General features: G+C 63.7%; 21 protein-coding genes. 15 read left to right on the top strand and 6 right to left on the bottom strand.

Annotation, left to right across the window (positions count from 1 at the left end):
- Window positions 1–73: 73 nt before the first annotated feature.
- Window positions 74–853 (top strand): enoyl-CoA hydratase/isomerase family protein, encoded by a 780-nt coding sequence (locus JOF47_RS12555; protein ID WP_209998832.1) that lies wholly within the window; start codon window positions 74–76, stop codon window positions 851–853.
- Between the two features lie 139 nt (window positions 854–992).
- Here JOF47_RS12555 and JOF47_RS12550 read toward each other — a convergent pair whose 3' ends face one another.
- A complete protein-coding gene (locus tag JOF47_RS12550) occupies window positions 993–2,294 on the bottom strand; it encodes an MFS transporter (RefSeq protein ID WP_209998831.1) in 1,302 nt (433 codons plus the stop codon).
- 70 nt (window positions 2,295–2,364) lie between these two features.
- Window positions 2,365–2,814: an Lrp/AsnC family transcriptional regulator gene (locus JOF47_RS12545; protein ID WP_209998829.1), complete on the bottom strand. Its 450-nt coding sequence runs from the start codon at window positions 2,812–2,814 to the stop codon at window positions 2,365–2,367.
- Between the two features lie 218 nt (window positions 2,815–3,032).
- Between JOF47_RS12545 and JOF47_RS12540 the strand changes: the two genes are divergently transcribed.
- The 6 genes from JOF47_RS12540 to JOF47_RS12515 all read left to right on the top strand — a co-directional run bounded on the left by JOF47_RS12540 (window position 3,033) and on the right by JOF47_RS12515 (window position 9,323).
- Window positions 3,033–4,202: a thiamine pyrophosphate-dependent enzyme gene (locus JOF47_RS12540; RefSeq protein ID WP_342592767.1), complete on the top strand. Its 1,170-nt coding sequence runs from the start codon at window positions 3,033–3,035 to the stop codon at window positions 4,200–4,202.
- Window positions 4,199–5,299: an alpha-ketoacid dehydrogenase subunit beta gene (locus tag JOF47_RS12535; RefSeq protein WP_209998817.1), complete on the top strand. Its 1,101-nt coding sequence runs from the start codon at window positions 4,199–4,201 to the stop codon at window positions 5,297–5,299. The genes JOF47_RS12540 and JOF47_RS12535 overlap by 4 nt, the downstream gene beginning before the upstream one ends.
- Window positions 5,296–6,753 (top strand): dihydrolipoamide acetyltransferase family protein, encoded by a 1,458-nt coding sequence (locus JOF47_RS12530; protein ID WP_209998814.1) that lies wholly within the window; start codon window positions 5,296–5,298, stop codon window positions 6,751–6,753. Before JOF47_RS12535 ends, JOF47_RS12530 begins: the two co-directional genes overlap by 4 nt.
- 199 nt (window positions 6,754–6,952) lie before the next feature.
- Window positions 6,953–7,162: a hypothetical protein gene (locus tag JOF47_RS12525; protein WP_245356354.1), complete on the top strand. Its 210-nt coding sequence runs from the start codon at window positions 6,953–6,955 to the stop codon at window positions 7,160–7,162.
- Between the two features lie 44 nt (window positions 7,163–7,206).
- The gene (locus tag JOF47_RS12520) at window positions 7,207–8,097 is read left to right on the top strand and encodes an MBL fold metallo-hydrolase (protein WP_209998812.1); all 891 of its coding nucleotides are present in this window, start codon (window positions 7,207–7,209) and stop codon (window positions 8,095–8,097) included.
- 50 nt (window positions 8,098–8,147) lie between these two features.
- The gene (locus tag JOF47_RS12515) at window positions 8,148–9,323 is read left to right on the top strand and encodes an MFS transporter (protein ID WP_245356353.1); all 1,176 of its coding nucleotides are present in this window, start codon (window positions 8,148–8,150) and stop codon (window positions 9,321–9,323) included.
- Here the strand turns inward: JOF47_RS12515 and JOF47_RS12510 are convergent.
- Complete coding sequence (locus JOF47_RS12510) at window positions 9,278–10,207, bottom strand: phosphatase PAP2 family protein (RefSeq protein ID WP_209998808.1); 930 nt, start codon at window positions 10,205–10,207, stop codon at window positions 9,278–9,280. The two genes, JOF47_RS12515 and JOF47_RS12510, sit on opposite strands and share 46 nt — an antisense overlap.
- A 159-nt stretch (window positions 10,208–10,366) precedes the next feature.
- Here JOF47_RS12510 and JOF47_RS12505 point away from each other — a divergent pair, with 159 nt between their 5' ends.
- From JOF47_RS12505 to JOF47_RS12495, 3 genes are read left to right on the top strand one after another with little or no spacing between them, the layout of a single operon-like run.
- Window positions 10,367–10,954, top strand: coding sequence for a winged helix-turn-helix domain-containing protein (locus tag JOF47_RS12505; RefSeq protein WP_209998799.1), 588 nt, complete (start codon window positions 10,367–10,369; stop codon window positions 10,952–10,954).
- The gene (locus JOF47_RS12500; RefSeq protein ID WP_209998798.1) at window positions 10,951–11,640 is read left to right on the top strand and encodes an SRPBCC family protein; all 690 of its coding nucleotides are present in this window, start codon (window positions 10,951–10,953) and stop codon (window positions 11,638–11,640) included. Before JOF47_RS12505 ends, JOF47_RS12500 begins: the two co-directional genes overlap by 4 nt.
- Window positions 11,641–11,682: 42 nt before the next feature.
- On the top strand, window positions 11,683–12,693 hold the full coding sequence (locus JOF47_RS12495) for an o-succinylbenzoate synthase (RefSeq protein WP_209998790.1): 1,011 nt from the start codon (window positions 11,683–11,685) through the stop codon (window positions 12,691–12,693).
- On the opposite strand, the gene JOF47_RS12490 is transcribed toward JOF47_RS12495, so the two are convergent.
- Entirely contained in the window at window positions 12,662–13,189 is a 528-nt protein-coding gene (locus tag JOF47_RS12490) for a GtrA family protein (RefSeq protein WP_245356352.1), read from the bottom strand. The genes JOF47_RS12495 and JOF47_RS12490 overlap by 32 nt on opposite strands.
- 244 nt (window positions 13,190–13,433) lie before the next feature.
- Between JOF47_RS12490 and JOF47_RS12485 the strand changes: the two genes are divergently transcribed.
- The 4 genes from JOF47_RS12485 to menD all read left to right on the top strand — a co-directional run bounded on the left by JOF47_RS12485 (window position 13,434) and on the right by menD (window position 19,156).
- Window positions 13,434–15,503, top strand: coding sequence for a PhoX family protein (locus tag JOF47_RS12485; protein ID WP_209998785.1), 2,070 nt, complete (start codon window positions 13,434–13,436; stop codon window positions 15,501–15,503).
- A 168-nt stretch (window positions 15,504–15,671) separates the two neighbouring features.
- Window positions 15,672–16,199 (top strand): RNA polymerase sigma factor, encoded by a 528-nt coding sequence (locus tag JOF47_RS12480; RefSeq protein ID WP_209998777.1) that lies wholly within the window; start codon window positions 15,672–15,674, stop codon window positions 16,197–16,199.
- Window positions 16,192–17,397 (top strand): hypothetical protein, encoded by a 1,206-nt coding sequence (locus JOF47_RS12475; RefSeq protein WP_209998775.1) that lies wholly within the window; start codon window positions 16,192–16,194, stop codon window positions 17,395–17,397. Before JOF47_RS12480 ends, JOF47_RS12475 begins: the two co-directional genes overlap by 8 nt.
- Window positions 17,398–17,455: 58 nt before the next feature.
- Complete coding sequence (gene menD / locus JOF47_RS12470) at window positions 17,456–19,156, top strand: 2-succinyl-5-enolpyruvyl-6-hydroxy-3-cyclohexene-1-carboxylic-acid synthase (protein WP_209998772.1); 1,701 nt, start codon at window positions 17,456–17,458, stop codon at window positions 19,154–19,156.
- Window positions 19,157–19,233: 77 nt separating this feature from the next.
- Here the strand turns inward: menD and JOF47_RS12465 are convergent, their stop codons facing one another.
- Together JOF47_RS12465 and JOF47_RS12460 are read right to left on the bottom strand one after the other, a co-directional pair.
- Window positions 19,234–20,997, bottom strand: a complete 1,764-nt coding sequence (locus JOF47_RS12465) for a glycoside hydrolase family 35 protein (RefSeq protein WP_209998770.1) — start codon at window positions 20,995–20,997, stop codon at window positions 19,234–19,236.
- A gap of 172 nt (window positions 20,998–21,169) precedes the next feature.
- Window positions 21,170–22,189, bottom strand: coding sequence for a LacI family DNA-binding transcriptional regulator (locus JOF47_RS12460; protein WP_209998768.1), 1,020 nt, complete (start codon window positions 22,187–22,189; stop codon window positions 21,170–21,172).
- Between the two features lie 313 nt (window positions 22,190–22,502).
- Here JOF47_RS12460 and JOF47_RS12455 point away from each other — a divergent pair, with 313 nt between their 5' ends.
- Window positions 22,503–23,834, top strand: a complete 1,332-nt coding sequence (locus JOF47_RS12455; protein WP_209998766.1) for an ABC transporter substrate-binding protein — start codon at window positions 22,503–22,505, stop codon at window positions 23,832–23,834.
- Window positions 23,835–23,904: the final 70 nt, after the last annotated feature.

Here is a 23,904-nt window from a genome sequence, read left to right as displayed (position 1 = left end):
ATATTCTCGGGGAAGGATCTGCCCATGAACGCGGGCGGGTCCTTCTCCTGTACCGACTGGAAAAGAGGACCGGATGATTGAACTAAGCATTTCCGGCGGCGTGGCAGAAATTGTGCTCAACGCCCCGCAGAAGATGAACGCGCTCGACGAGGCGGCATTGGCCGAATTGGAGGCCGCCTACGACAAGGCCGTCGAGGGCGTCGAAACCGGAGAGGTCCGTGCCCTGCTGTTGCGCGGGGAGGGCCGCGGATTCTGCGCCGGCCGCGACATCTCCGGGGTCACCCCGGCCGACGATGACGTGATCGGCTACCTGGGCGGCAAGGTCCAGCCGCTGTTGGCCAAGATGTCCTCGTTCCCGGCGCCGACGTTCGCATCCGTTCAGGGCGCGTGCCTGGGCGTCGGGCTCGGCCTGGCCATCGCCACCGATGTTGTCTACGTTGCGGACAACGCGAAGATCGGCTCGCCCTTCGCCAATCTCGGTGCCACCCTCGATTCGGGCGGACATTGGCTGTTCACCGAACGCCTGGGTTCCCACCGAACCCTGGACATGATTTACACCGCCGAACTGATCAGCGGTGCGGAGGCAGTGCGCTCGGGCCTCTTCTCGCGTTCGATGCCCGCGGACGAATTGCTGGAGAACACCCGAGCCATCGTTGCCAAGGTTGCCAGCGGTGCCACCGAGGCATTCAGGGCGTCCAAGGAATTGGTTGCCGAGATCCGCGACGCACGCCTGGGGCTGTGGGAATCAATGGCCAATGAAAACCAGGCGCAGGCCGACCTCTGCGCAACCGAGGACTATGCCGAAGGATTCCTTGCCTTCCAGGAAAAGCGCAAGCCCGTGTTCAAGGGCTAGTTGTCTTCCGGTCGTGACGGAATGCGCCGCCGCTGCTGGCAATAGCCAGCAGCGGCGGCGCATTTTCTTTGGGCGGCTCGGGCCGATGTCCTCGGAGCATGCCTGGCTGAGGTGTTTTCACACTCCGCCCGACCGAGGACTAATCGTTTGCCGGCTCGGATTCCCGGCTGGATTTATTGAGGACGGCGACCAGTGGAAGCGCTGCGCATGCGGTGATTCCCACCCAGATCCACATGGCAGCCTGCAGGCCGAGCCGGTCGCCCAAGAAACCGCCAACGATTCCCAAAACCGGAACCGGACCCATCGTGAAGACCAGACGGAACCCTTGCTGACGGCCCATCAATTCCTCGGGAGTGTAGCGTGCGAGCAAGCCATACACAGTTGCATTGTAGGAAACCATCAGCGCGTTGTAGAGCACCGAACTCGTGATGATCAGGAACACGGCTGCCTGCGAGACGCTGGCGGCCAAGGGGATGAGAGTGACCGCCAATGGCAGACACAGGACGGAAAGTGCCAGGACCTTTCGCTCGCCCAGGCGGCCCACCATTCCTGGAACCACTAGCGAACCGACAAGGCCACCAACGGCGATGGTTGAAATGACCAGTCCGACAACCTGCGGCGTGAACCCCAATACCTTGATGAAGTACAGGGTCTCCAACGCCGCACCGAACGCCAGACCCATGTTGGTGATGGATGACGAGGCCGTGAGCGCACGGATCATCGGGTGCTTGAGAGTGAAATGCAACGCCTCACTGAAAGAGGCCTTGAAGGAAACGCGTTCCTTGGGCTCCGTGGACTGGATGGCGACGTTGGATTTGTTCCGGAAGCCCCAGAGCAAGGCCCCTGCCGCCATGAAATTTGCTGCTCCGGCCACTAACAGGGTGAATGGTGCGGAAACGAGCGCAACCAAGACGCCTGCCAAGCCTGGGGAAATGATCCCCGCAGAGGCATCCACCGTTTCCTTGCGCGCAAAAGCCACTGAAATGAGGTCGCCCCCAACAATGCCGGGCAATGCAGAACCTGCACCCATGCCCCAGAACATGCCGGTGACACCCACCAGGAATGAAACAACCAGCAATTGCGGGTAACTCAGCACTTGCAGTGCCCAACAGACGGGAACTGAGAAGATTGCCATCCCCGCTATCGCTTGCGCCCAGATCATGGTCTTGATCCTGTTGACGCGATCAAGCAGGATCCCGGCCGGAATGGCCAGGAATAGAAACGCGATGGATTCCGAGGCGTTCAGCAGACCGATTTGAGTTGCATCGGCGTCGAGCGCATAAATGGCAACCAAATCGTTGGCGACATTCAGGATGCCCGAGGCAACGGCGCCAAAGGCAATGGAGACCATCAACATGGGGAAGCCGGGACGCCGCCTCAGGAGACTTGGCGTCCTTGCGGATTCGTCTTGTGTTTCCGCTTCCGCCGACTGCCGATCCATGCTGGCCGCTCCCTGTTGGTTCACGACCCCGGAAGAGTCATTGGGAATAGCCTATGGCTCGTGTATTCGTTTAGCGAGTATCGACATCTTCGAAGATCAAGAACGTTTGGGTGTCCAAGACTCCTGGCATGGCCTGGATCTGTTCAAAGATGACGCGGCGCAGGTCGACGTTGTCCCTGGCCCGGACCAGTAGGATGACATCGAAGTTGCCGCCGACCAGTCCCACGTGGTGCACCTCCGGCATAAGGGCCAGGCGTTCGCGCAGTTCACGCCAGGAATGCTGGCGCAATTTCAGGGTCACATAGGCGCTGGCGCGCAGGCCCGCACGCAGCGGATCGATCACCGCGGTGTAGCGGGTGATGACCCCTTCTTCCTGGAGGCGATTGATACGAGAATAGGCGTGGGCGCGCGAGACGTGGACCTTCTGCGCGACGGTGGTGACGGACTGCCGACCGTCGCGGGTTAGCTCTTCGAGGATGCGGCGGTCCACGTCGTCGAGTCGAACCGGGGGAGTCTCCATCAAATGCCTCTATCCGCTTTGTCTATAAACCATCGTGTAGCGACGGTCACATTTTCAATCTGTCTACAATACTATCGATCTCATGCTCAGTTTTCCAGAATTGCTCAACAGACTGGATACGTTTCAGTAGCAAAACACATAATTGAGTAATGAATTGGCATCGAGTCAAGCCTCCAGGCTTGGACGAATGCCTCCGAAACGGCAGAAAGGCGTGGACCGTGACCATCAACGAATCGCGCGAAGCAATCGAGCAGGTGAGCAGCAAATTCGGCATCACCCCGGAGGACTACATGCTTCCGGCGCGAACCGAGATCCACATGCTCGATGTAAACGGCAAGCTCCACCCGTCGGGTGAACAGGGTGCCGAGCCGGGCCACGATTACCCGCTGCCGAGCCCCGCCGCACTGCTGGCCGCCTATGAGCAACTGGTGATCGGCCGACGTGTCAACGACCAGAACTCCGCACTCGTTCGCCAGGGCCGCATGGCCGTTTACCCCTCCAGCCACGGACAGGAAGCTTGCCAGGTTGCGGCTGCCCTGTGTCTGGGCGAAGACGACTGGATGTTCCCCACCTATCGCGACTCGGTGGCAGTCATGGCCAAGGGCGTGGCACCGATGGAGGTCATGACAAGCTTCCGCGGTGACTGGCACAGCGGCTACGACCCCAAGCAGTACAAGGTTTCGGTCCAGGCCACCCCGCTGACCACCCAGCTGCTGCACGCTGTCGGCGTGGCACACGCGGCCAAGCTGCGCGGCGAGGACACCGTAGTCCTGGCAATGTGCGGCGACGGCGCGACCAGCGAGGGCGACTTCCACGAGGCACTTAACTTCGCGGCTGTGTTCAACCTGCCGGTGATCTTCTTCGTGCAGAACAACCAGTACGCCATCTCCGTCCCGCTCTCGCAGCAGTCGGTCGCCCCGTCCCTGGCGCACAAGGCCGTCGGCTACGGCATGGCGGGCGAGCGCGTCGACGGCAACGACCTGGTTGCCCTGCTCTCCGTGCTTGGCCGTGCCGTGCGCCTGGCCCGCGAAGGAAACGGTCCGCTGCTGGTCGAGGCCCACACCTACCGCATGCAGGCACACACCAACGCCGATGACGCAACGCGCTACCGCGAAGACGCCGAGGTCCAGGCCTGGATCGCCAAGGACCCGCTGACCCGCATGCGCAGCTACCTGGTCGATGCCGGGCTGCTCACCGAGCAGGCCGAGGAACGCATCACGGCCAGCGCCGAAGCAGTGGCCAAGACCCTGCGCGACGGCATGAATTCGGAAAACACCCCGGATCCGGCCGAGCTGTTCGCCCACGTATTCTCGACCCCCACCACGCAACTGACCGAGCAGGCCCACCTGCTCGCCGACGAACTCGCCCGCGAGGAGGACACCAAGTGAGCCCGACCATCAGCACCTCATCCGAGGCCAACGGCAACGTCAGCGCCGAAACCGCCGCCCAGGCGGCCCGCGCCGCAGACACCGGCCTGCAGTCCGTCACCTTTGCCAAGGCACTGAACACCGCGCTGGCCGATGCCATGGAATCCGACTCGTCGGTCCTGATGTTCGGCGAGGACGTCGGAGTGCTCGGCGGCGTCTTCCGCATCACCGACGGGCTGACCAAGCGCTTTGGCTCAAGCCGCTGCTTCGACACCCCGCTGGCCGAATCCGGCATCGTCGGCATGGCCATCGGCATGGCGATGAACGGCATGCGCCCGGTCATCGAGATGCAATTCGACGCCTTCGCCTACCCGGCCTTCGAGCAGATCGCCTCCCACGTGGCCAAGATGCACAACCGCACCAAGGGCAAGATGCCCCTGCCGATGGTCATCCGCATCCCGTACGCCGGCGGCATCGGCGGCGTCGAGCACCACTGCGATTCCTCCGAGGCCTACTACGCGCACACCCCCGGGCTGAAGGTCTTCACCCCGGCCACGGTCAAGGACGCGTACCTGATGCTGCGCGAGGCCATCGATTCCCCGGACCCGGTGGTCTTCATGGAGCCGAAGAAGCTCTACTGGACCAAGGAACATGTCGACCTCGAGGCCCTGCGCCTCTCGCACGAGACGGCCCTGGTTCCCTCGACCGAGGGCAGGGCGGCAATCGCCAGGTCCGGCACCGACGCCACGCTGATCGCCTACGGCCCCTCGGTTTCCACGGCGCTTGCCGCGGCCGAGGCCGCCGCCTTGGAGGGCCGCAACCTCGAGGTCATCGACGTGCGCTCCATCGTGCCGCTGGACGACGCGACGATCTGCGAGTCCGTGCGCAAGACCGGCCGCGCCGTGGTCATCGCCGAGGCCCCGGGCTTTGCCTCCGTGTCCAGCGAGATCGTGGCGCGGATCCAGGAGCGGTGCTTCCACTCGCTCGCGGCCCCAGTGCTGCGCGTGACGGGCTTCGACACCCCGTTCCCGGCCCCGAAGCTGGAAAAGTATTTCCTGCCGTCGGTTGACCGCATTCTTGACACCGTTGACGCATTGCAGTGGGAGGAAAAGGCATGAGCGTGAAGACATTCCTGTTGCCGGACCTCGGCGAGGGCCTTGCCGAGGCGGAACTGGTGAAGTGGCTGGTTGCCGTGGGCGACACCGTGGTCATCGACCAGCCGATTGCCGAGGTCGAGACCGCCAAGTCGATGGTGGAGGTGCCAAGCCCGTATGCCGGAACCGTGCACCAGCTGCACGGCGCCGCGGGCGAAATGATCCAGGTCGACACCCCGTTGATCTCCGTGCTTGAGGAGGGCAGCGAAGCCGAGCCCGCAACGGCCTCCCAGCCGGTGCGCGAGGTGGCATTGTCCTACCGCGAGGAGGAACGCGCGGGGGTTGCCGAGCCCGAGGCCGAGGGATCCGGCAACGTGCTCATCGGCTACGGCACCCCCGACGGGCTGGCCGCCAAGGCGCGCAAGCGCCGTCCGCGCGGCGGGGCCGTGGGAACAGCCCCGGCACAGGCACAGGTTCGTGCGGCGGTTTCGGTGCCGCTGCGTGCGCCGCTGGTGATCTCGCCGCTGGTCCGCAAGCTGGCAAGGGACCGCGGCATCGACATTGCCACGCTCGCGGGATCCGGGATCGGCGGGCTGATTTTGCGCAGCGACGTCGAGGCCGCATCCGCTGCCCCGGTCGCGGCGGCGGTTGTCGCCGCACCGGCTCCGGCTGCCGCACCGGCTCCGGCTGCCGCGCCCGCTGCGCAGCCTGCAGTCGTCGCGCCGCGTGCAGCAAGTGCGGAGACCGGCGAGCTCGACTCGCGCTCCGGCCTGGCGGTTGCCTCGCGCACCCCGATCACTGGCGTCCGTAAGACCATTGCCCAGGCCATGGCGCGCTCGCGCAGCGAAATCCCCGAGGCCACGGTCTGGGTCGACGTGGACGCCACGGCGTTGCTGGAGATGCGAAGCTCGCTCAAGGCCAGGGACCCGCAGAACACCCCCGGGCTGCTGGCGTTCATTGCGCGCTTCGTGGTGGCCGGGCTGCAGAAGTACCCGGAGCTGAACAGCCGCATCGAGACAAATGCGCAGGGCGACGTGGAGATCGTCGGGTTCGACGGGATCAACCTCGGCATCGCCGCGCAGACCGACCGCGGGCTGATGGTTCCGGCCATCCGCAACGCCCAGCAGCTCAGCGCCCGTGGCATCAATGCCGAGCTGGCGCGGCTCACCGAGGTCACCCGCTCCGGCAAGGCCACGGTGGCCGAGCTGACCAGCGGCACCTTCACGCTGAACAACTACGGTGTCTTCGGGGTTGACGGCTCGGCCGCCATCATCAACTACCCGGAGGTCGCGATCCTGGGCGTCGGCCGCATCATCGACAAGCCGTGGGTCGTCAACGGGGAGCTTGCCGTCCGCAAGGTCACCGAGCTGACGCTGGCCTTCGACCACCGCGTCTGCGACGGCGGCGTTGCGGCAGGCTTCCTGCGCTTCGTTGCCGATGCCATGGAGAACCCCGCGGGGGCGCTGGCCGACCTGTAGGGGTTACGCAGAAATCGGGCGTGCGCCCAATCCGTTTGAGGGGGATTGGGCGCACGCCCGATTTTGTTTGCCGCCAAACCCTCTCCGGCGACCTAACCCCGGGAAACATCGGGGCCCGAGGCGCCGAACGGGGGCCACCTGCGCAAATGCAAGGGGTCGGCATCTATGCCGTTGTTGCTCGCGGCTTTATCCTGAGGTCATGATCGAGATGAATGATTTGCCAGCAAGCTATGTCGAGTACCTTCTAAGCCTCGAGGAACACCACGCGGCGATGGTGCTGCCGGTGATGAGGGAATCGGTGGCCGAGGGAACGCACGGAGTCCATGTGCGAGGTCTGGGCGGCCACTCCGAGCAGGCCTACGTTGACGAGACTGTTCCCTTTGGCCATGTGAAGGTCACGGTCACCTGATCGCCCGCCTGACGTACCCCGGTACCCGCTTGAGGAGGCGTTGAATGCCTGGTGTTCCCGAGCCGATGCCGGAACGCTCTTCAAACGGCGACCCCGCCGGGGACGCGGAAGCCGCGCCCTTGGCATGGGAGGCGTTGCCCGACGCCTGCTGGCGGTTGACCAGCCCCGGGTTCGCCATGAACAGCGGGCTCATCGTGGGCAGCCGGCTGGCGGCCCTGATCGATACCGGCGCGGGTCCCCGCGAAGCCCGAGCGATCCACCGTGCGGTTCGCCGAATCACCGGCCTGGATCTCGTCGTCGTCAACACGCATGCCCACGGCGACCATTTTCTTGGCAACGACTATTTCCGCGCCCAAGGGGTCGGCGACTTCTACGCGGGGAACCTGGCCATCGGCCACATGGAGGAAACCGCGGCGGAACAACGGGCCCTGGTGCGGATGCTGGAACCGGAAATGGGTGCGGGGGTCGGCGAACACACACGCATCCACGTGCCGACCCATGCCCTGGGCAGCGAACCGCACGAACTGAATCTCGGGAACAGGTTCATCACCCTGCAACAGGTCGGTTCCGCGCACAGCCCCGGAGACCTGACCGTGCGTGCGGGCCGCGTGCTTTTTGCGGGCGACGTGATCGAGCAGGGCGGCCCCCCGAATTTCGGGGATTCGCGCCCGAGCCAGTGGCTACGGCTGTTGGAGGACCTTGCGGTGCATGAAGGCAGCGACACGGTGTTTGTTCCCGGCCACGGCGGCCCGGTGGACCGGGACTTTGTGCAGCGGCAGGCAAGAGAACTGCGCGAAGCCATTTTGCTGTGCCGGCGCATTGCGACCGGACGGGCCGAGGGGTGCGAGCCGACGGACGAGGAGTTGTCGGCCCTTCCCTACGGGCCGGTGGAGTCCCGCTTCATATATGAACGGCTGGTCGCCACGAGCCCGTAGTCCGTGCGTAGGATGAGGCAATGGACGATCAAACTTTCAGTATGCGGAGCATGGCGCTGAAAGTGTATTCGCCATCGCTTTTGTACTCCATTGGCCTTGGGGCCGTCACTCCGGTCATTGCGATTTCGGCCAGGGACCGCGGGGCGAGCATCGCAACGGCCGCACTCATCGTCACGCTCGTCGGCGTCGGGTCGCTGGTTTCCAATGTCCCGGCCGCGCTGCTGACCAACAAGGTCGGCGAGCGGACCGCCATGGTGGCTGCCGCCGGCTGGGCAGCCGCGGGACTGGCGCTTGGGCTGTTCCATTCGGAGCTGCCGCTCTTCGCCGTCGGCGTCACCATGCTGGGCATGGCGGGCGCGGTTTTCAACCTTGCCAGACAGAGCTACCTTGCCGAGGCCGTGCCCGTTGCCTACCGGGCACGGGCCATGTCCACGCTCGGGGGCGTGATGCGCATGGGCGTGTTCGCCGGGCCGTTCATGGCGACGGTCGCCATGGGATGGTGGGGCATCACCGGGGCCTATTGGGTGGGTGTGGCGGCAATGCTGCTTGCCCTGGTCGTCTGTTTTGCCATACCAGAGCTTCCCTCGCGCAGCGGAGAGCGGGGGAGCGCCAGGCCCGAGGCCCCCACCATATCCATGTGGGGCATGGCCAGGAAAAACCGGAGGGTGCTCTGCGGGGTGGGGCTGGGCGTGGTGTGCATTGCAGCTGTGCGTTCGTCCCGCCAGATCGTGTTGCCCCTGTGGGGTGAAAGCCTGGGCCTGGACGCGGGCACCATCGCCCTGGTGTACGGACTTTCCGGCGCGCTCGACATGCTGATTTTCTATCCGGCGGGCAAGGTCATGGACCTCAAGGGCAGGGTCTGGATAGCGGTGCCGTGCCTGGTCATCATGGCGATTGCCATGTCCCTGCTGCCGCTGACGACCGGCATTGGAATGTTCACGGCCGTTGCCATGCTGCTGGGCTTCGGGAATGGAATCGGCTCGGGCATCGTGTTGACACTGGGCGTCGACTATTCCCCGGTGCACGACAGGGCGAGGTTCCTGGGAGTGTGGCGCCTGATGGCGGACGCCGGGGCGATGGGCGGGCCGATCCTGCTTTCCGGCATGCTGGCCGTCGCCACGCTGGGCATCGGAATCTGGAGCATCGCGGCGGTGTCTGTGCTCGGGGCGGTGCTTTTCGGCTACTTCATTCCGAGGTCGGGATTGAAGCGGATCGGGGCCCCGTAGCGGCTGAATAGCCGAAGCACCACGTGGCCGATGAGGAACGCCGAGCCCAGGATCAGGGCCAGGCCGGCGCCGAGGAAGACCAGCAAGACGGGATCCGATACGTCGCCGATCCTGGGGTGCGGCAACAGCAACGCCAGGACCAGTCCTGCGCTCAAAGCGATGGTCCCGGCCGACGCGCACCAGGCCAGGATCCTTTCCGAGCTCCCGGAACGAGGCAGGCCCGCGCTGCCGGCCGGTTCCGTGGGTCCGTGCAGGTGGCGCAGCACGAGACCCGCAAGCATCGTCCAGAAAGCGGCCACCAGGTACGCGGCCACAACGTCGCTGGGACGGTGCCAGCCGAGCACCAAGGTCGAGGCGCCGGCGACTGCGGCGTAGGCCCAGCCGCCGAGGGCCACCATGGGGCGGCGTGCCGCGGGGCTCACCAGGAAGATCGACATCATGGCTGCCGCGGCAAAGGTCGTATGCCCGGAGGGGAAGGAGTTGACGGTGGCGCCGGAAATGTTCAGGTCGGGCCGCTCGAGAACCACGTGTTTGAGCAGTTGCGTGGTCCCCGATGCTCCCAGGATGCTCAAGCCGGCAATGGCTGGGCGCACGAAATCCCGTCTGCGGACCAGGGCCCAGAGCAGCACCGCTCCCGACAGGACCGCCGAGAACGCTGGCATGTAGTCAAGGAACGCCAGGGCCGGTTTCCGTGTTGCATAGGCAGCGAGGAATGCCTGCCCTCCCAGGAGCGCGGCATCGTCGATCCATTGCCCGAGGCGGGTTCGCACGAAAAAGACATAGCACGCAATGAACGCCACGGCCAGTGACGCCATGGCGGCATACCAAGGCAGCACGCCGGCGGTCCCGCGCCGAACGGTTGGGGCCAATTCTTCTGAACTCATCGCCACAAGCCTGTCACATCCGGAACCTCCGATGCGGTTTATGCGCTTCGGACCTCCGGGAGGGTTCCCGCCGGGGTGCCGATCGGCCGTGGAATTCGGCTGTCGCCGGCCCGCCAGGAATCTGTTGACAAATAAATTTGTCAGTGGGATTCTTGAGTCATGTTAGACCTTGCCGTGCTGGAAGACCCGCGGGCCGCAGCAGCCACGCTTGACCCCATGCGACGCACCCTCCTGGGGGAGCTGCGCGAGCCGGCGTCCGCGAGCATGCTTTCGCAGCGAATGAACATCCCACGCCAGAAGATCACCTACCACCTGAACCAGCTGGCGGAACTCGGGCTCGTGCAGGAGGTCGAGCAACGCCAGAAGGGCATCATGACCGAACGTCTCATGCAGGCCACGGCCGCGTCCTACGTGATTTCGCCGGAAGCCGTGGGAGCCCTGAACCCGAGCGCCGGCGACTTGCGGGACAGCTTTTCCGCGATCTGGATGCTTGCCCTCGCCGCTCGAACCCTGCGCGAGGTGGGGCGCCTGGTCGTCGGGGCCCGCACGGCGAACAAGCCACTGGCAACCTTTGCCGTGGACGCCGAATTGGTGTTTTCCAGTGCCCGGGACCGCGCCGAGTTCAGCCGCGAGTTGGCCGAAAGCATCGGTTCCCTGGCATCCAAGTACCACAAGCCCTCCGCGACCGGACGCATGCATCGGCTGGTCGTCACCCTTCACCCCACACTGAAAGAACAAGCCTCATGAACAAGGAATTTGAAATCCGCCAAGAGTCGGATCTGCCGGGCGCACCCGAACAGATCTGGAAGGCCGTCACGGAGGACACCGCCGCCTGGATGTTCCCCACGGGGGAGTGGGAATCCTATGTGAGCGAAAAGAACTACCCAACGCACCTGGTGTCCCGCATGGAAGGACCCAACGGGTGGTTCAACCAGCTCGAGCATGAAATGACCCCCGGGCCGGGCGGAACCCATCTGCGTTATGTGCATTCGGGAATCTTCGTTGAGGACTGGGACAACCAGTACGATGGCGCTTCCAAGCACACCACGTTCTACCTGCACACCCTGGGCCAGTACCTCCGGTACTTCAACGACCGCCCGGTGGCCTTCAGTGATGTCCAGGGACCGGATGCGGCAACAAGCGCGGATGCACTCGACCGGTGGGTCGATGCCTTGGGGCTCGGCAACGCGGCAGTGGGGGACACCCTCAGCCTGGACCTTCCCGGGCGTGGCCGGCAGGAAGTTGTCGTCGACTTCAGGAACGAGAATTTCGTGGGCCTGCGGACCGACGACGCGATGATTCGCATCTTTGGGCGCAACGCCTTCGGTCACCGGGTAGGACTGACGGTGCACGACTTCAAGCCCGGCGCCAAGCCGGAAGACAATGCCGAGGCCTGGCAGCAAGCCCTCAACAGCGCATACTCCGCAGCGTAAGCACCGGACTTCACGGGAGGGAACCGGCGATAGGCTGGAAACATGTTTGAACTGCCAGGCCTTGCCGAACTCACCGAGCGCGCCCACGTCGTCTCCCTGCCGATGCGCGTCAAGTTCCGCGGGGTTGAACATCGCGAGGCGTTGCTCCTCGAGGGGCCCGCGGGGTGGGGCGAATTTTCGCCGTTCCTCGAATACGCCCCCGCGGAGACCTCGTCATGGCTGGCCGCGGCCATCGAGGCCGCCTGGTGGGGTTACCCGGAACCGGTCCGTGAAGAAATCCCGGTGAATGCCACCCTGCCGGCGGTCGGCCCCGAACGAGTTGCACAGGTGCTGTCCAACTACGACGCCGTCCACACCATCAAGGTCAAGGTGGCGGAGCAAGGGCAGGACCTGGCCCAGGACGTCGCGCGGGTGGCCGAGGTGCGCCGGCTGTTCCCCGACGCGCACATCCGCATCGACGCGAATGCAGGATGGACCTTCGATGAAGCAACACTGGCCCTGGAAGCGCTGGCCGGCTTCGGCTTGCAGTATGCGGAACAGCCGGTGGCAAGCATCGAGGACTTGTCCCGGCTGCGCAAGCACGTGCAGGCACAGGAACTCGGGGTATTGATCGCAGCCGATGAATCCGTGCGGAAGGAAGAAGACCCGCTGGCTGTTGCCCGTGCCGGGGCGGCCGACCTGATCGTCATCAAGGCGCAGCCGCTGGGCGGCGTGCGCCGTGCGCTCGAAATCGTGGCGCAGGCCGGGCTGCCGGCCGTTGTCTCTTCCGCGCTGGACACCTCCGTTGGCCTGCGCCAGGGGGCGGCACTGGCCGCCGCCCTGCCCGAATTGCCCTACGCCTGCGGTCTGGCCACGGGATCCCTGCTTGTCGAGGACGTTACCACCGCCAGGTTCCTCGCCGTCGGCGGTGCGCTGCGGTTGCGCAACATTGCTGCGGATCCGGACCTGTTGCGGGCCCAAGCCGTGGACCCCGAACGCCGTCGTTGGTGGATGTCCCGGCTACGTGCAAGCCACCAGGTCCTCAGCGACAAAGCTGCGACGGCGGGCCGGTAGCCGGTTCGGGAATTTGGCGCCTAGACGCGCGCCGCGCGGCTTCCCCTGCTGCCATGGCGGTCTCCGGGAGCCCGACGCCGGCCAGTGAAGGCTGGTCCTGGCTGAAGACGAAGTACCGGTAGGCAAGAAACCTGAAGATGGTTCCGAGGATCAATCCGATGACCCCGCCAGCAATGAAGTCGGCGCTGAACGACGTGAAGCCCAAGACATACCGGGAAATGAATTGGCAGGCCACGACAATTCCCAGGCCGATGCCGTTCATGACAAGGAAGAGAACGAATTCCTTCCAGGGGCGGTCCGAACGCCGGTGCCTGAAAGTCCAGTAGCGGTTGGCGAACCAAGAGAAAATCGTGGCAATGGCTGTTGAGACAACGCGAGCCTTGATGGTGCTGTCGGACATCGGCCCGTGCCACAGCAGGGTGTAAATGCCATTGTCGATGACCCAGCCCAAACCGCCGACCACGCCGAACTTTGCTGCTTCGCGCCACAACAACATGAACAAATTTCTCAGGGATCCAATGAAGCGCATGGGGCCTTTCGAGCGGAGACTTGGAGTTGCAAGGCCCAATGACAATCGATATCCGTACGGCGGCCCCTGAATATCCGCCATGCGGGCATTCCCGGAAATGATTTAACCCGGCGTTTATCCAGCGTTAATGACGACCGTGTCCAATGCTCACCCTCTCATGGAAAGTTGTGAATCGAATAATTCATTCTCAACTTCATTTATGGGGACAACGATGATCCAGAACCGAACCCTCCTGCCCATGATTGGCCACACCCGGGGCAACCGAAACGCGGCGACCTGCCAGTTCAAGTGCGGCAATGCGTGCGCCAAGGACGTCTGCAACACCAGCGACAACGAGTACTTCCGAGACATTGCGGATGCCGCATTGAGCCGCCGTTCCGTGCTGGGCCTCGGCGCCGTGGCTTCGGCCGCGTTGGTCATCGGAGGAGAGATGCTGCGGGCCCCGTCGGCGAACGCCCAATTGGCCGCGGCTCCCGGAAACGGCGGCAAATTGCAGTTCAAGGCGATTGCCCCGGTCCCGCGCAGCAGCGATGTCCTCACCGTGCCGGAAGGATACGACTGGAGCCCAGTGATCCGGTGGGGCGATCCGCTGTTCAAGAATTCGCCGATCTTCGACATCACCAAGCAAAGCGCCAAAGCCCAAGCCGGCCAATTCGGGTACAACAACGACTACCTCAACTTGATCGTGGACAAGTACTCAGGTCGCAGCGGTGTGCTTGTTGCAAACCATGAATACACAAATGAAGACCTCATGTTCGACCCGGAATGGTTCGCCGCCAACAAGGCCGAAGCCGCGCGCATCGCCATGGCCGCACACGGGTTCTCCGTCGTCGAGATCAAGCGCGGGAGGGCAAGTGCACGCTGGGAGTACGTCCGCGGCGGCGAAAGAAACCGCCGCATCACCGCTTCCACCGCCTTCGCCGTAGACGGTCCCGCAGCGGGCTCGGCACTGCTCAAGACCGCGGCCGACCCCTCGGGACGGAAAATCCTCGGAACATTGAACAACTGCTCCGGCGGGACAACTCCGTGGGGAACCGTGATATCCGGTGAGGAAAACTTCAACCAGTACTTCCGCGGCACGGGCTCGGCCACGGACAAACGCTACGGAATCGCGGATGCCGCCACGGAACGCGGTTGGGAGGACATCGACCAGCGATTCTCGGCACACAACAAGGGGTTCGAAAACGAGTCCAACCGCTTCGGCTGGATCGTCGAAATCGACCCGCAAAACCCCGACTCGACCCCGGTCAAGCACACGGCGCTCGGGCGGTTCAAGCACGAGGGCGCAAACATCCGCATTGCAGCGGACGGAAGGGCAGTTGCCTACTCCGGCGACGACGAACGCTTCGACTACGTGTACAAGTTCATCTCCAAGGAGAAGTACCGGCGCGGGGACCGCAAACACAACCTGCGGTTGCTCTCCGACGGAGACCTCTATGTAGCACGATTCAGCGGGGATTCCCCGGCCGGCCAGATCGACGGTGCCGGCGCGGTTCCGTCCGATGGCGAGTTCGACGGAACGGGAACCTGGCTGCCGCTGGTGCTGGACGGCCGGTCCCGGGTGCCGGGGATGAGCGTCGAGGAAGTCCTGGTTTACACCCGTCTCGCGGCGGACAAGGTCGGAGCCACCAAGATGGACAGGCCCGAAGACGTGGAGCCGAGCCCCGTCTCGGGCAAGCTGTACATAGCGCTGACCAACAACACCCAGCGCGGCACGGCCGGCAAGGCAGCGGTCGACGAGGCGAACCCGCGCACCGGGAACCGCGACGGGCACGTCATTGAGCTGACCGAACGCAAGAACGATGCCGCAGCCATCGAGTTCTCCTGGAACATCCTGCTCGTTGCCGGGGATCCTTCCAAGGATGCGAGCACCTACTTCGCTGGGTATCCGAAGGACAAGGTCTCGCCGATCGCCTGCCCCGACAACCTGGCATTCGATTCGAAGGGAAACCTGTGGATCTCCACCGACGGGCAACCAGGAACCATCGGCTACTGCGATGCCCTGCACAAGGTCACTCTGACAGGCAATGAACGCGGCAAGGTTGAACAATTCCTTGCGGTTCCCGCAGGAGCCGAAACCTGTGGCCCGGTGATCCACGACAAGGACGGGTCGGTGTTCGTTTCGGTCCAGCACCCGGGGGAGGGTGGCAGCTACGACAAGCCGATCTCGTTCTTCCCCGACTATGTGGCGACACCCGGCAAGTCCAAGCGCGGCGAGGTCTACGGGCCCCGGCCCTCGGTGGTCCAGGTCTACGCCACGGGTAAGCCGGGGCGACGCTAGCACTGGGCCAAGACCCGGCGCATGAGCGCCGTGTGTGAATGGGAATTTCCTTTCACACACGGTGCTTTTCTGTTTTTTCAGGAAAGTTGGCTAAAGATGTCAGGAATTTCCCGATGTCGGAAATAGGTAGGGTGAAAGACTTACTCGCATACCTACCGAGGGAGGCCCATGCAGCCCGACCCAAAGCTGCTGGAGCATACGACCAGACCGCCGAACGGATTGGAAGAACGCTTCAGCGACTTCTACCGCCGGCATTACTGGATGGTTTTGAGATTCGCCGAACGGCGATTGAGCAGCCATGAGACATCGCGCGACATCGCCAGCGAAACCTTCCGCATTGCGTGGACCAAGTTCCAGGACGCCGAACCGGGCGGGCTCGCCTTCCTCTACCTCACGTGCAAGAACCTGATAGGCAACGAATACCGCAGGCAGCTGCGCGTCGCCGCCCTCGATGTCACGCTCCAACACGGGGCCGGTGCCTCAAACACCGAGGACCACGCGGTGGCATTGCGCGAGGCGATGCTGAAAATGCGAGAGGCCGAACGCGAGGTCCTTTACCTAACGTACTGGGAGGAAGCCAGCGCCGAACAGCTGGCCAAGACACTTGGCTGCTCGCAGGACGCGGCCTGGGCCAGGGTTAGCCGGGCACGCAAGTCATTGAAGAACATCCTACGAAGCGGGGGATCGAATGCCTAAGAATCTTTTCGAAGACGACATTTGGCTTGAGCAGAAGCTGCGAGAGTCCAACCCGTTCCCGGAATCGCCCCAACGCAATTTGGATGAGCGGGCGCTTCGAGACCTGGCATCGATCATGGCCATGGCCATGGCCATGGGCAGGGGTAGCGCAGCAGTGATTGAAGAAGCCACTGACTCGGAACCGATCCGATCGGATGCGAGCCGCACTGCAGGCGAGAACGTTGTGCCGTTCAAGCGCAAGTCCGCACTCACCCGACGTTGGGTGCTCGGAGGCCTGGCGGCCGCGGCCGCCGCGGTGCTTGTTGCAGTGCCCTTGGGGTCATCGCTGAATGGGGCGGCGAAGGCCGTGGCATCGCCCCTGCCGCTTGCTGTCGTGAAGCCCGCCACGCTGAGCACCGCGGAAGCGGTCGAACAACTCACCGGCGCAGTAAAAGCGCACCCGGATGCCGCCGACTTCATGCCGGGGTACCTGGACGTTGAACATTGGGAAGCAGGGACCATGTTTGTTCCGCTCGATGTCCAATTCGCCCCGACACAAATCCCAGATGGAGACCTCGGCGGAACCATGACGATAACAGAAGTGGAGTCCGACGACCGGATCTCCATTCCCACTACCTCCCAAATACGCAGGGAAGCCGACGGCTCCGGCACCATCACCCAGACCGTGGGGGAACCGCGTTCCACAACCGGTGAGACGGTGAAGTACGTTCCGTTCGAGGGAAACCAAAAGCCTGGCAGTGTTGACACGATCAATTTGTCGGCCGGACAATTCCAGAGCTGGTTCCCGAAAGGTCCGGAAGGCTCGGCAGCGAAACTCTACGGGCAGGTCACCAAGAAGCAAATTGCCAGCAATGCGGCAGTGGCGGATGGCCCATGGGGATTCGTTCAAACACTCGGATTCATGATGAGCGATTGGAAGTTCGACCAAACGCAATCCGTCGCACTGCTCGAAACGATCCCCAAGATTGACGGCATGAAGGTGCTTGGAACCACCAAGGACCGCTGGGGCCGGGACGCCGTAGCCTTCGGGGTGGAAACGTCCGAAGAAGGGGGCGTATTCAAGACGATGCTCCTGTTCAATCCGGAGACGGGGCGACTGACCAACTACGTCGAGGAGTTCCGCAAGGGCAAGGGACCCGAGGGGACCGCCACCTACGCCACCGACGTAGTCACCCGCTACATCTCGGTCTCCGAATAGCAGCGGCGCAGTTCGGCACGGCACGGCACACGTCGGGGTCGGAATTAGGATGGAAGACATGCCGTCTAATTCCGACCCCGAACTCGTCTCCATGGATGTAGCCCGGAAACTTGTGACAACCCTTCAGTCCGCCGGAGTGCGTGACGTGGTGATCTGCCCGGGCTCACGCAGCGCCCCGCTGGCCTACGCGCTCGCCGAATCCGAGGCCGCAGGAACGCTTCGACTGCACGTGCGCATCGACGAACGGGTCGCAGGATTCACGGCACTGGGGCTAAGCCTGGCCGGCGGAGCACCGGTGCCGGTGGTGACAACCTCCGGCACGGGCGTGGGGGAGCTGCTTCCCGCGGTTATGGAAGCTAACCACGTGGGCGCCCAGCTGCTGGTGCTTTCGGCGGACAGGCCAACCGAACTTCACGGCACCGGGGCAAACCAGGCCACCAACCAGGTCGATCTCTTTGGTGTGCACGTGCGCGCCAGCGTGGACATCGAGGCCGGCGCCGATCCTGCCGTGCCGGTTGCCAAGGCCCTGAAGATGGCCAGGGGTTCCAGTACCGCGGCACCGGGGCCTGTGCAGATCAACGTCGCCTTCCGCGACCCGTTGGTTCCCTCGGACGAGGACGGGCTGCCGGCCTTTGGCGCCAACGTGACGCACTCACCGGTTGGCGTGGACATCGCGGAATCGGTTGATTGGGCACGTCCCGGCTCGGGCGCGCCACTGCGGACCGTGGTAGTTGCCGGACACGGTGCCGGACCCGTCGCCGCGGACTTTGCCCACGCCCTGGGTCTGCCGCTGTTCGCGGAGCCGAGTTCAAACGCACGTTTCGGTCCGAACGCCGTCGGCCCGTACCGGACGCTGCTGGCCCGGCACATGTCCCACATCCAGCGGGTGGTTCTCTTTGGCCGCCCCACCCTGAGCCGGCCCGTGGCGCGCCTGCTGAACAATGCATCGATTGAAACGGCCTTGTGGACGCCTGCGCCGGCGCCGTGGTTTGAGGAGGGGAAGAGGCGCGAAAAGCTGATCTCCAAAGCCTCGGAGCTGGAGGCATTTGCCGGGACCGCGCCGGTGGGATGGCTGGCGAGCTGGCAAAAGCTGGCAATCTCGGCCACGAATGCGATCCAGCAAGGCATCGAGGGCTACGGCGGGCTCAACGGCCCGCTGGTGGCGCAGGAAGTCTGGGGGACGGTCCGGGGAAACCTGGTGTTCGGCTCCTCGAACGTCATCCGGGACGCAGACCTGTGCGGCACGCCAGCGGACAAGTCCGCGGCGCACGTGTACGCAAACCGCGGGTTGGCTGGAATCGACGGAACGATTGCCACCGCCACGGGCATCGCGCAGACCCGCGCGGGGCTCAAGACGACGGTGCTGCTCGGGGACGTGACGTTCCTGCACGACGTGGGCGGGCTGTTGCTGGGGTTGGGCGAGCCGGAACCGGAAATGGACGTGATCGTCCTCAACGACGGGGGAGGGGCCATCTTTTCAACGCTCGAGCACGGAGCCGTGGAGGAGTCCGGGCGCTATGCCGACGCCGTCGAGCGGCTCTTCGGCACCCCGCACAGGGTGCGGATCGAGTCCCTCGCTGCAGCCTACGGCTGGGAATACCTTGCGGTGGACCAGATGGACGGGCTTCGCCGTGTCCTGGGCTCCACTGGTCCTCGCCGCCGCTTGATCGAGGTTGTCGTGAGACGCAGCGGCCTGCGGGCCCTGCATGCGGAGATCACCGAAGCCGTGAACGCACTTGAATGGCCCGAAAGCCGGTAGAAACCAAATGGCCGCGCCCGGCTTTCGATCTGTTCAATGTCGGAAGCCGGGCACGGCCGGCAGGATTGCATGCTTTCCTATTGCGGTGCCAGTGGTGCGCTACCCGAACCGAGATTGGGTACCGGCAGGATGTGTGGGACGCTCCCGCGGGTTCCGTCCAGCTCAAGGATCACGACCCGGTTTTTCCCGGGTTGGATGAGCGGGGCGGGAACGTAGAGCGACAGCTGCGGACCCCTGTCCCAGAACCGTCCGAGACAGAATCCATTGACCCACACATAGCCTTTGCCCCAGCCGGTGAGATCCATGTAGCCATCGGCAGGGGCCGCGGCCGTGAAGTCCAGCGAGTGGAAGGCTGCCTCGGGTTCGTCCCCGGACTGTACCGATCCGGCTTGCCGCAATAGCTCGGTGGAAGGAGCCTGCGGCAGTTCCAATGCCGTCATGTTCCAGCCATGGAGTTCTTGGCGCTCGTGCAGCACGGCACCGAGGATGCCCTTGCGTTCGCCAACCAGCCGTCCATAGTTGACCCTGCCCATTGACTCAACGAAGAGCTCGATTTCCAACCCTTCGGCAGGAACTGACAAATCGTAAGGTTGCTGGCCGTTGCGCTCGAAAACGTGCTTGATCTTCCCGTCGATGACCAGATGCGCGCGATCGTTGAGTCCGTCGAGGGTCAAGGGGTATGACTGCCGCGGACCGGGGATGGTGGTGGTGTAGCGAACCACGCCGTGCGAAATACCGAGCTCTTCGAACGTCAAGGGATGCCCCGACTCGTAGATACCGCCACCGTTGATTGCTACGGCATCCAGGTAGCCGCGCAGCCCCACCGGTGCTCCCGCCGCAACCAATTGGGTGGCCGGCAGGAGCGGCTCGGTGAATTCCTCGAGTTCCGGGACAGCACGGTACTTGGCAATCACCTCGCGATAGGCATGGAACTTGGGCGTGGGTGCGCCGCGCTCGTCCAGGGGGGCATCGTAATCGTAGGAGGTCACGGTGGGTTGGTACCTGCCGACGGTCACCGACTGCGGGGGATCGAAGTTTGCGCCCGCACCGGTGCCGAAGTTTGTTCCGCCGTGGGCCATGTAGAAGTTCACCGACCAGCCGGCGGAAAGCATCTCATCGAGTGTCTGCGCGGCCTCCTTGGGGTCGCGGGCATGGTGTTCCTCGCCCCAGTGGTCGAACCACCCGTTCCAGAATTCCATGCAGAACAGCGGGTCATCGGTGCGGTGGCGGCGGAAACCGGCGAAAGCCCTGTCCGTGCCCGACCCGAAATTCGCGGTGGCCGGTACGCCGGGGATCATGCCGCCGGTGAGCATGTGGTCTTCGGGGCCGTCCGAGGTGAAAAGCGGGACGTCGATGCCTCGCTCAACGAGGGCCTTTTGGACCTGTTCCAAGTAGACGAAGTCGGAACCAAAAGATCCGTACTCATTTTCAACCTGGACCATCGAAATCGGACCGCCGTGTGTTTCCAGCAACGGAACCATGCGGGGGAGCAGCTCATTGAAGAACGCGGCTACCGCTGCCGTGTAGGCTGCCTGCCGGGTCCGGACCCTGATACCGGGTTGCGCGGTGAGCCAGGCAGGGAGGCCCCCGTTGTCCCATTCGGCGCAAATGTACGGCCCCGGTCGCAAGATGACTTTGAGTCCTTCCTCGCCCGCCAATCGAATGAACCGTTCGAGGTCGGCTCCTCCTGAGAAGTCGAACTCACCTTGGCGAGGTTCGTGGACGTTCCAAGCAACGTAGGTTTCCACGGAATCCAAGCCCATGAGCCTGAGCCAGTGCAACCTGGTTCGCCACTGTTCGGGATGGGTCCGAAAGTAGTGAAGGGCTCCGCTGATGATCACGTTCTGATACCTCGGTTCTTGCTCGAAACTGCTGCACGTCGTCTGTGAGGCAGAAAGTGGCAGACCACGGAGTCGACGCCGACTGGAACTGTTCGTTCCGGCGTCCGTGGTCATACGATTGTTATCGATAACAAGAGATTTGGCAATGGGGTCAAGAACTACAATTTTCAGTTCAGCGTTTGGCGGTGCTTGAGCGCAGGATCAATTCCGGAACGATTGGACCGGTTTGGCTGGAGCCTGGCGTGTCGCCGTGTTCCGAAAGTTCGCCGTCCAGCTGGCGTACCGCTTGGCGGCCGATTTCTTCCAGCGGCTGGCGGACCGTGGTCAATGGCGGGGCGCAGTACGGGGCCAGTTCAATGTCGTCAATGCCGACCACGGAGATGTCTTCCGGAACCCTGCGGCCGAGTTCCTTGACGGCTGCAATCAGGCCGAAGGCCATTTCGTCGCTTGCCACGAAAACGGCAGTGACCTCAGGCATGCGCCCGAGGATCAGTCCCGAACGGTAGCCGGATTCGGCGCTCCAGTCCCCGAAGAGTTCGGGGGGAACGGGAAGGTTCGCGGCCTTGAGGGCGTCCCGCCAGCCCGCGATTCGTGTCTCGGATTCGATCCAGTCCTTGGGGCCGGCAACATGCCAGATATTGGTGTGCCCGCAAGAGATGAGGTGTTCAACGGCAAGGCGCGCGGCCTGGGCCTGGTCGAACGTGACGGCCTGTTCGCCCGCGGGCAGTGGGGAGTCAATGGCTACGGACGGTACCTCCTGGAGCAGGTTGTCTACCTCCGCGGTGGAGTCCTGCAAGGGGATGGCGGTGATGATTCCGTCGACTCCCTGGGCCACGAGCCTGCTCAGTCCTTCCTCAAGTGAGCGGGCGGAGAGGTTGGTGATTGAAACGAAGGTGACCGAATATCCTCGGGCAGCGGCCTCTCGCTCGATACCTACGATCAGGGTCATGCGCGAGTAGGAGCTGGTTGAAAGCGTGATGACGCCGATCATGTTGCTGCGCCCGGTTACAAGTGCCCGGGCCGTTGCGTTGCGGCGGTACCCGAGGCTGCGTGCCGCTTCCTTGACGGACTGGCGGGTCGCTGGCTGGACATTTGGGTGGTCGCTGAGGACTCGGGACACGGTCTGGGCGGATACACCAGCCAGCTGGGCAACGTCGCGCATGGATGGGGCGCGGGACGGTTTCTGGTTCATCGTGTCCTTAGTGTCGGGCCGACAGCCATCGGTCGGGATGGCGGGATTGCATGTTATGTATCAAGTGACTCTATGTTATGGACCTTCTCCTTGGCCACGATTGACGAAGTGGAGGCAAAACGCTTCGAGATACTTGTTATCGATAACAAGCTGTGGCATTCTGGTTTTCACGCTGGATGTTGCGCGGCTCACATGAGTTCACTCTTGGGGGGGTGCCCGGGCAGGTTCAGGTGTCGGGGGAAACCCTCGTAGACCCAGCCTTTGATAGTCATACCGGGCAACGCATTGCCTGGTGGTAGCAAGTGGAGGAAACATGAAAAGCTTCAAGCGATGGGGGCTGGCCGCGGCCGGTACCCTTGCAGCGACACTCGCCCTGACGGCCTGCGGCGGCTCCAGCGGGGCCCCGGCAGCGAGTACGCCGGCGCCTGCGGCGTCGAGCAGCGAAGCCGCCAAGCCGGCAGAGCTGACGTTTTGGGGCTGGGCCCCGGGTTACGCGGACAGTGTCAAGGCATTCAACGCCTCCCAGTCGGACGTCGTCGTCAAGTACGAAGAGATCCAGCCGGGTTCGCGTGGCGGGTACGAAAAGATGCTCAATGCCGTTCAGGCCGGTAACGCCGCTTGCTTGGGTCAGGTCGGCTACGAAACCCTGACCAGCTTTGCCGCGCAGGGAGCGCTCGAGGACGTCACCCAGTACGCGACCGCGAACCAGGGCGAGTACGTGGAGTTCGCCTGGAACAGCGTCACCGTCGGTGGCAAGGTGTTCGGTGCCCCCGTGGACACCGGTCCCATGGCCATGTACTACAACAAGGCACTCTTCGAGAAGCACAAGATCGCAGTCCCCACCACGTGGGACGAGTACAAGGTCGCCGCAGAGAAGTTGAAGGCCGCCGACCCGAAGGTCAAGATCAGCTCGCCTTACGCGAACTACGACTACGCGGGAATGTCGTGGCAGGCAGGGGCCCCATGGTTCGGCATTGAGGGAGATAGCTGGAAGGTTTCCATCGATTCGGCGGAGAACAACAAGGTCGCCGAGTACTGGCAGTCGCTGGTTGACGCCGGAACCATCGCGAAGGCTCCGATGTATGACCCGGCGTGGTTCAAGGGACTCGGCGACGGCTCCATCGCAACCCTTGTCGGTGCGGTCTGGCAGGCAGGCGTCATCAAGGGCGACGCGGCGGACGGCGCCGGCAAGTGGGCCGTTGCCCCGATGCCGCAGTGGGATGCGGCAAGCCCGAAGGTCGGCAACGTCGGCGGGTCCGCGACTGCGGTGCTCAAGGGCTGCGAAACACCCGAGGCGGCTTGGAAGTTCGCAAACTTCCTTTCCACCGATGCCGACAGCTATGGCAACCTGATCGAAAAGGCTGCGCTGTACCCGGCCGTCAAGGCCCTGCTGGACTTGCCGCAGCTGACCAAGGCAGACGAGTACTTCGCGGGCCAGAAGATCTTTGACGTGTTCAAGGAAGAGGCCTTGAAGGTCAACACCGACTGGACCTGGGGTCCGAACATGCCGCTGACAACGACGAAGCTCGATGACGGCCTGAACAAGGCTTGGGCAGGCAACGGCAAACTCGCCGAGGCATTGGTCGAAGCCAACACCGCAACAGTTGAGAACATGAAGAGCCAGGGCATCAACGTCGCTGACTAACCCGATTCCCGTGGCGCCCCATGCCGGGCGCCACGGGTTTCAGTCGTTACAAAAACTTCGAAAGGCAGCA

This window comes from Paeniglutamicibacter kerguelensis, from assembly GCF_017876535.1.
Lineage (GTDB): Bacteria > Actinomycetota > Actinomycetes > Actinomycetales > Micrococcaceae > Paeniglutamicibacter > Paeniglutamicibacter kerguelensis.
This window is presented reverse-complemented; position numbering and strand designations above follow the sequence as displayed.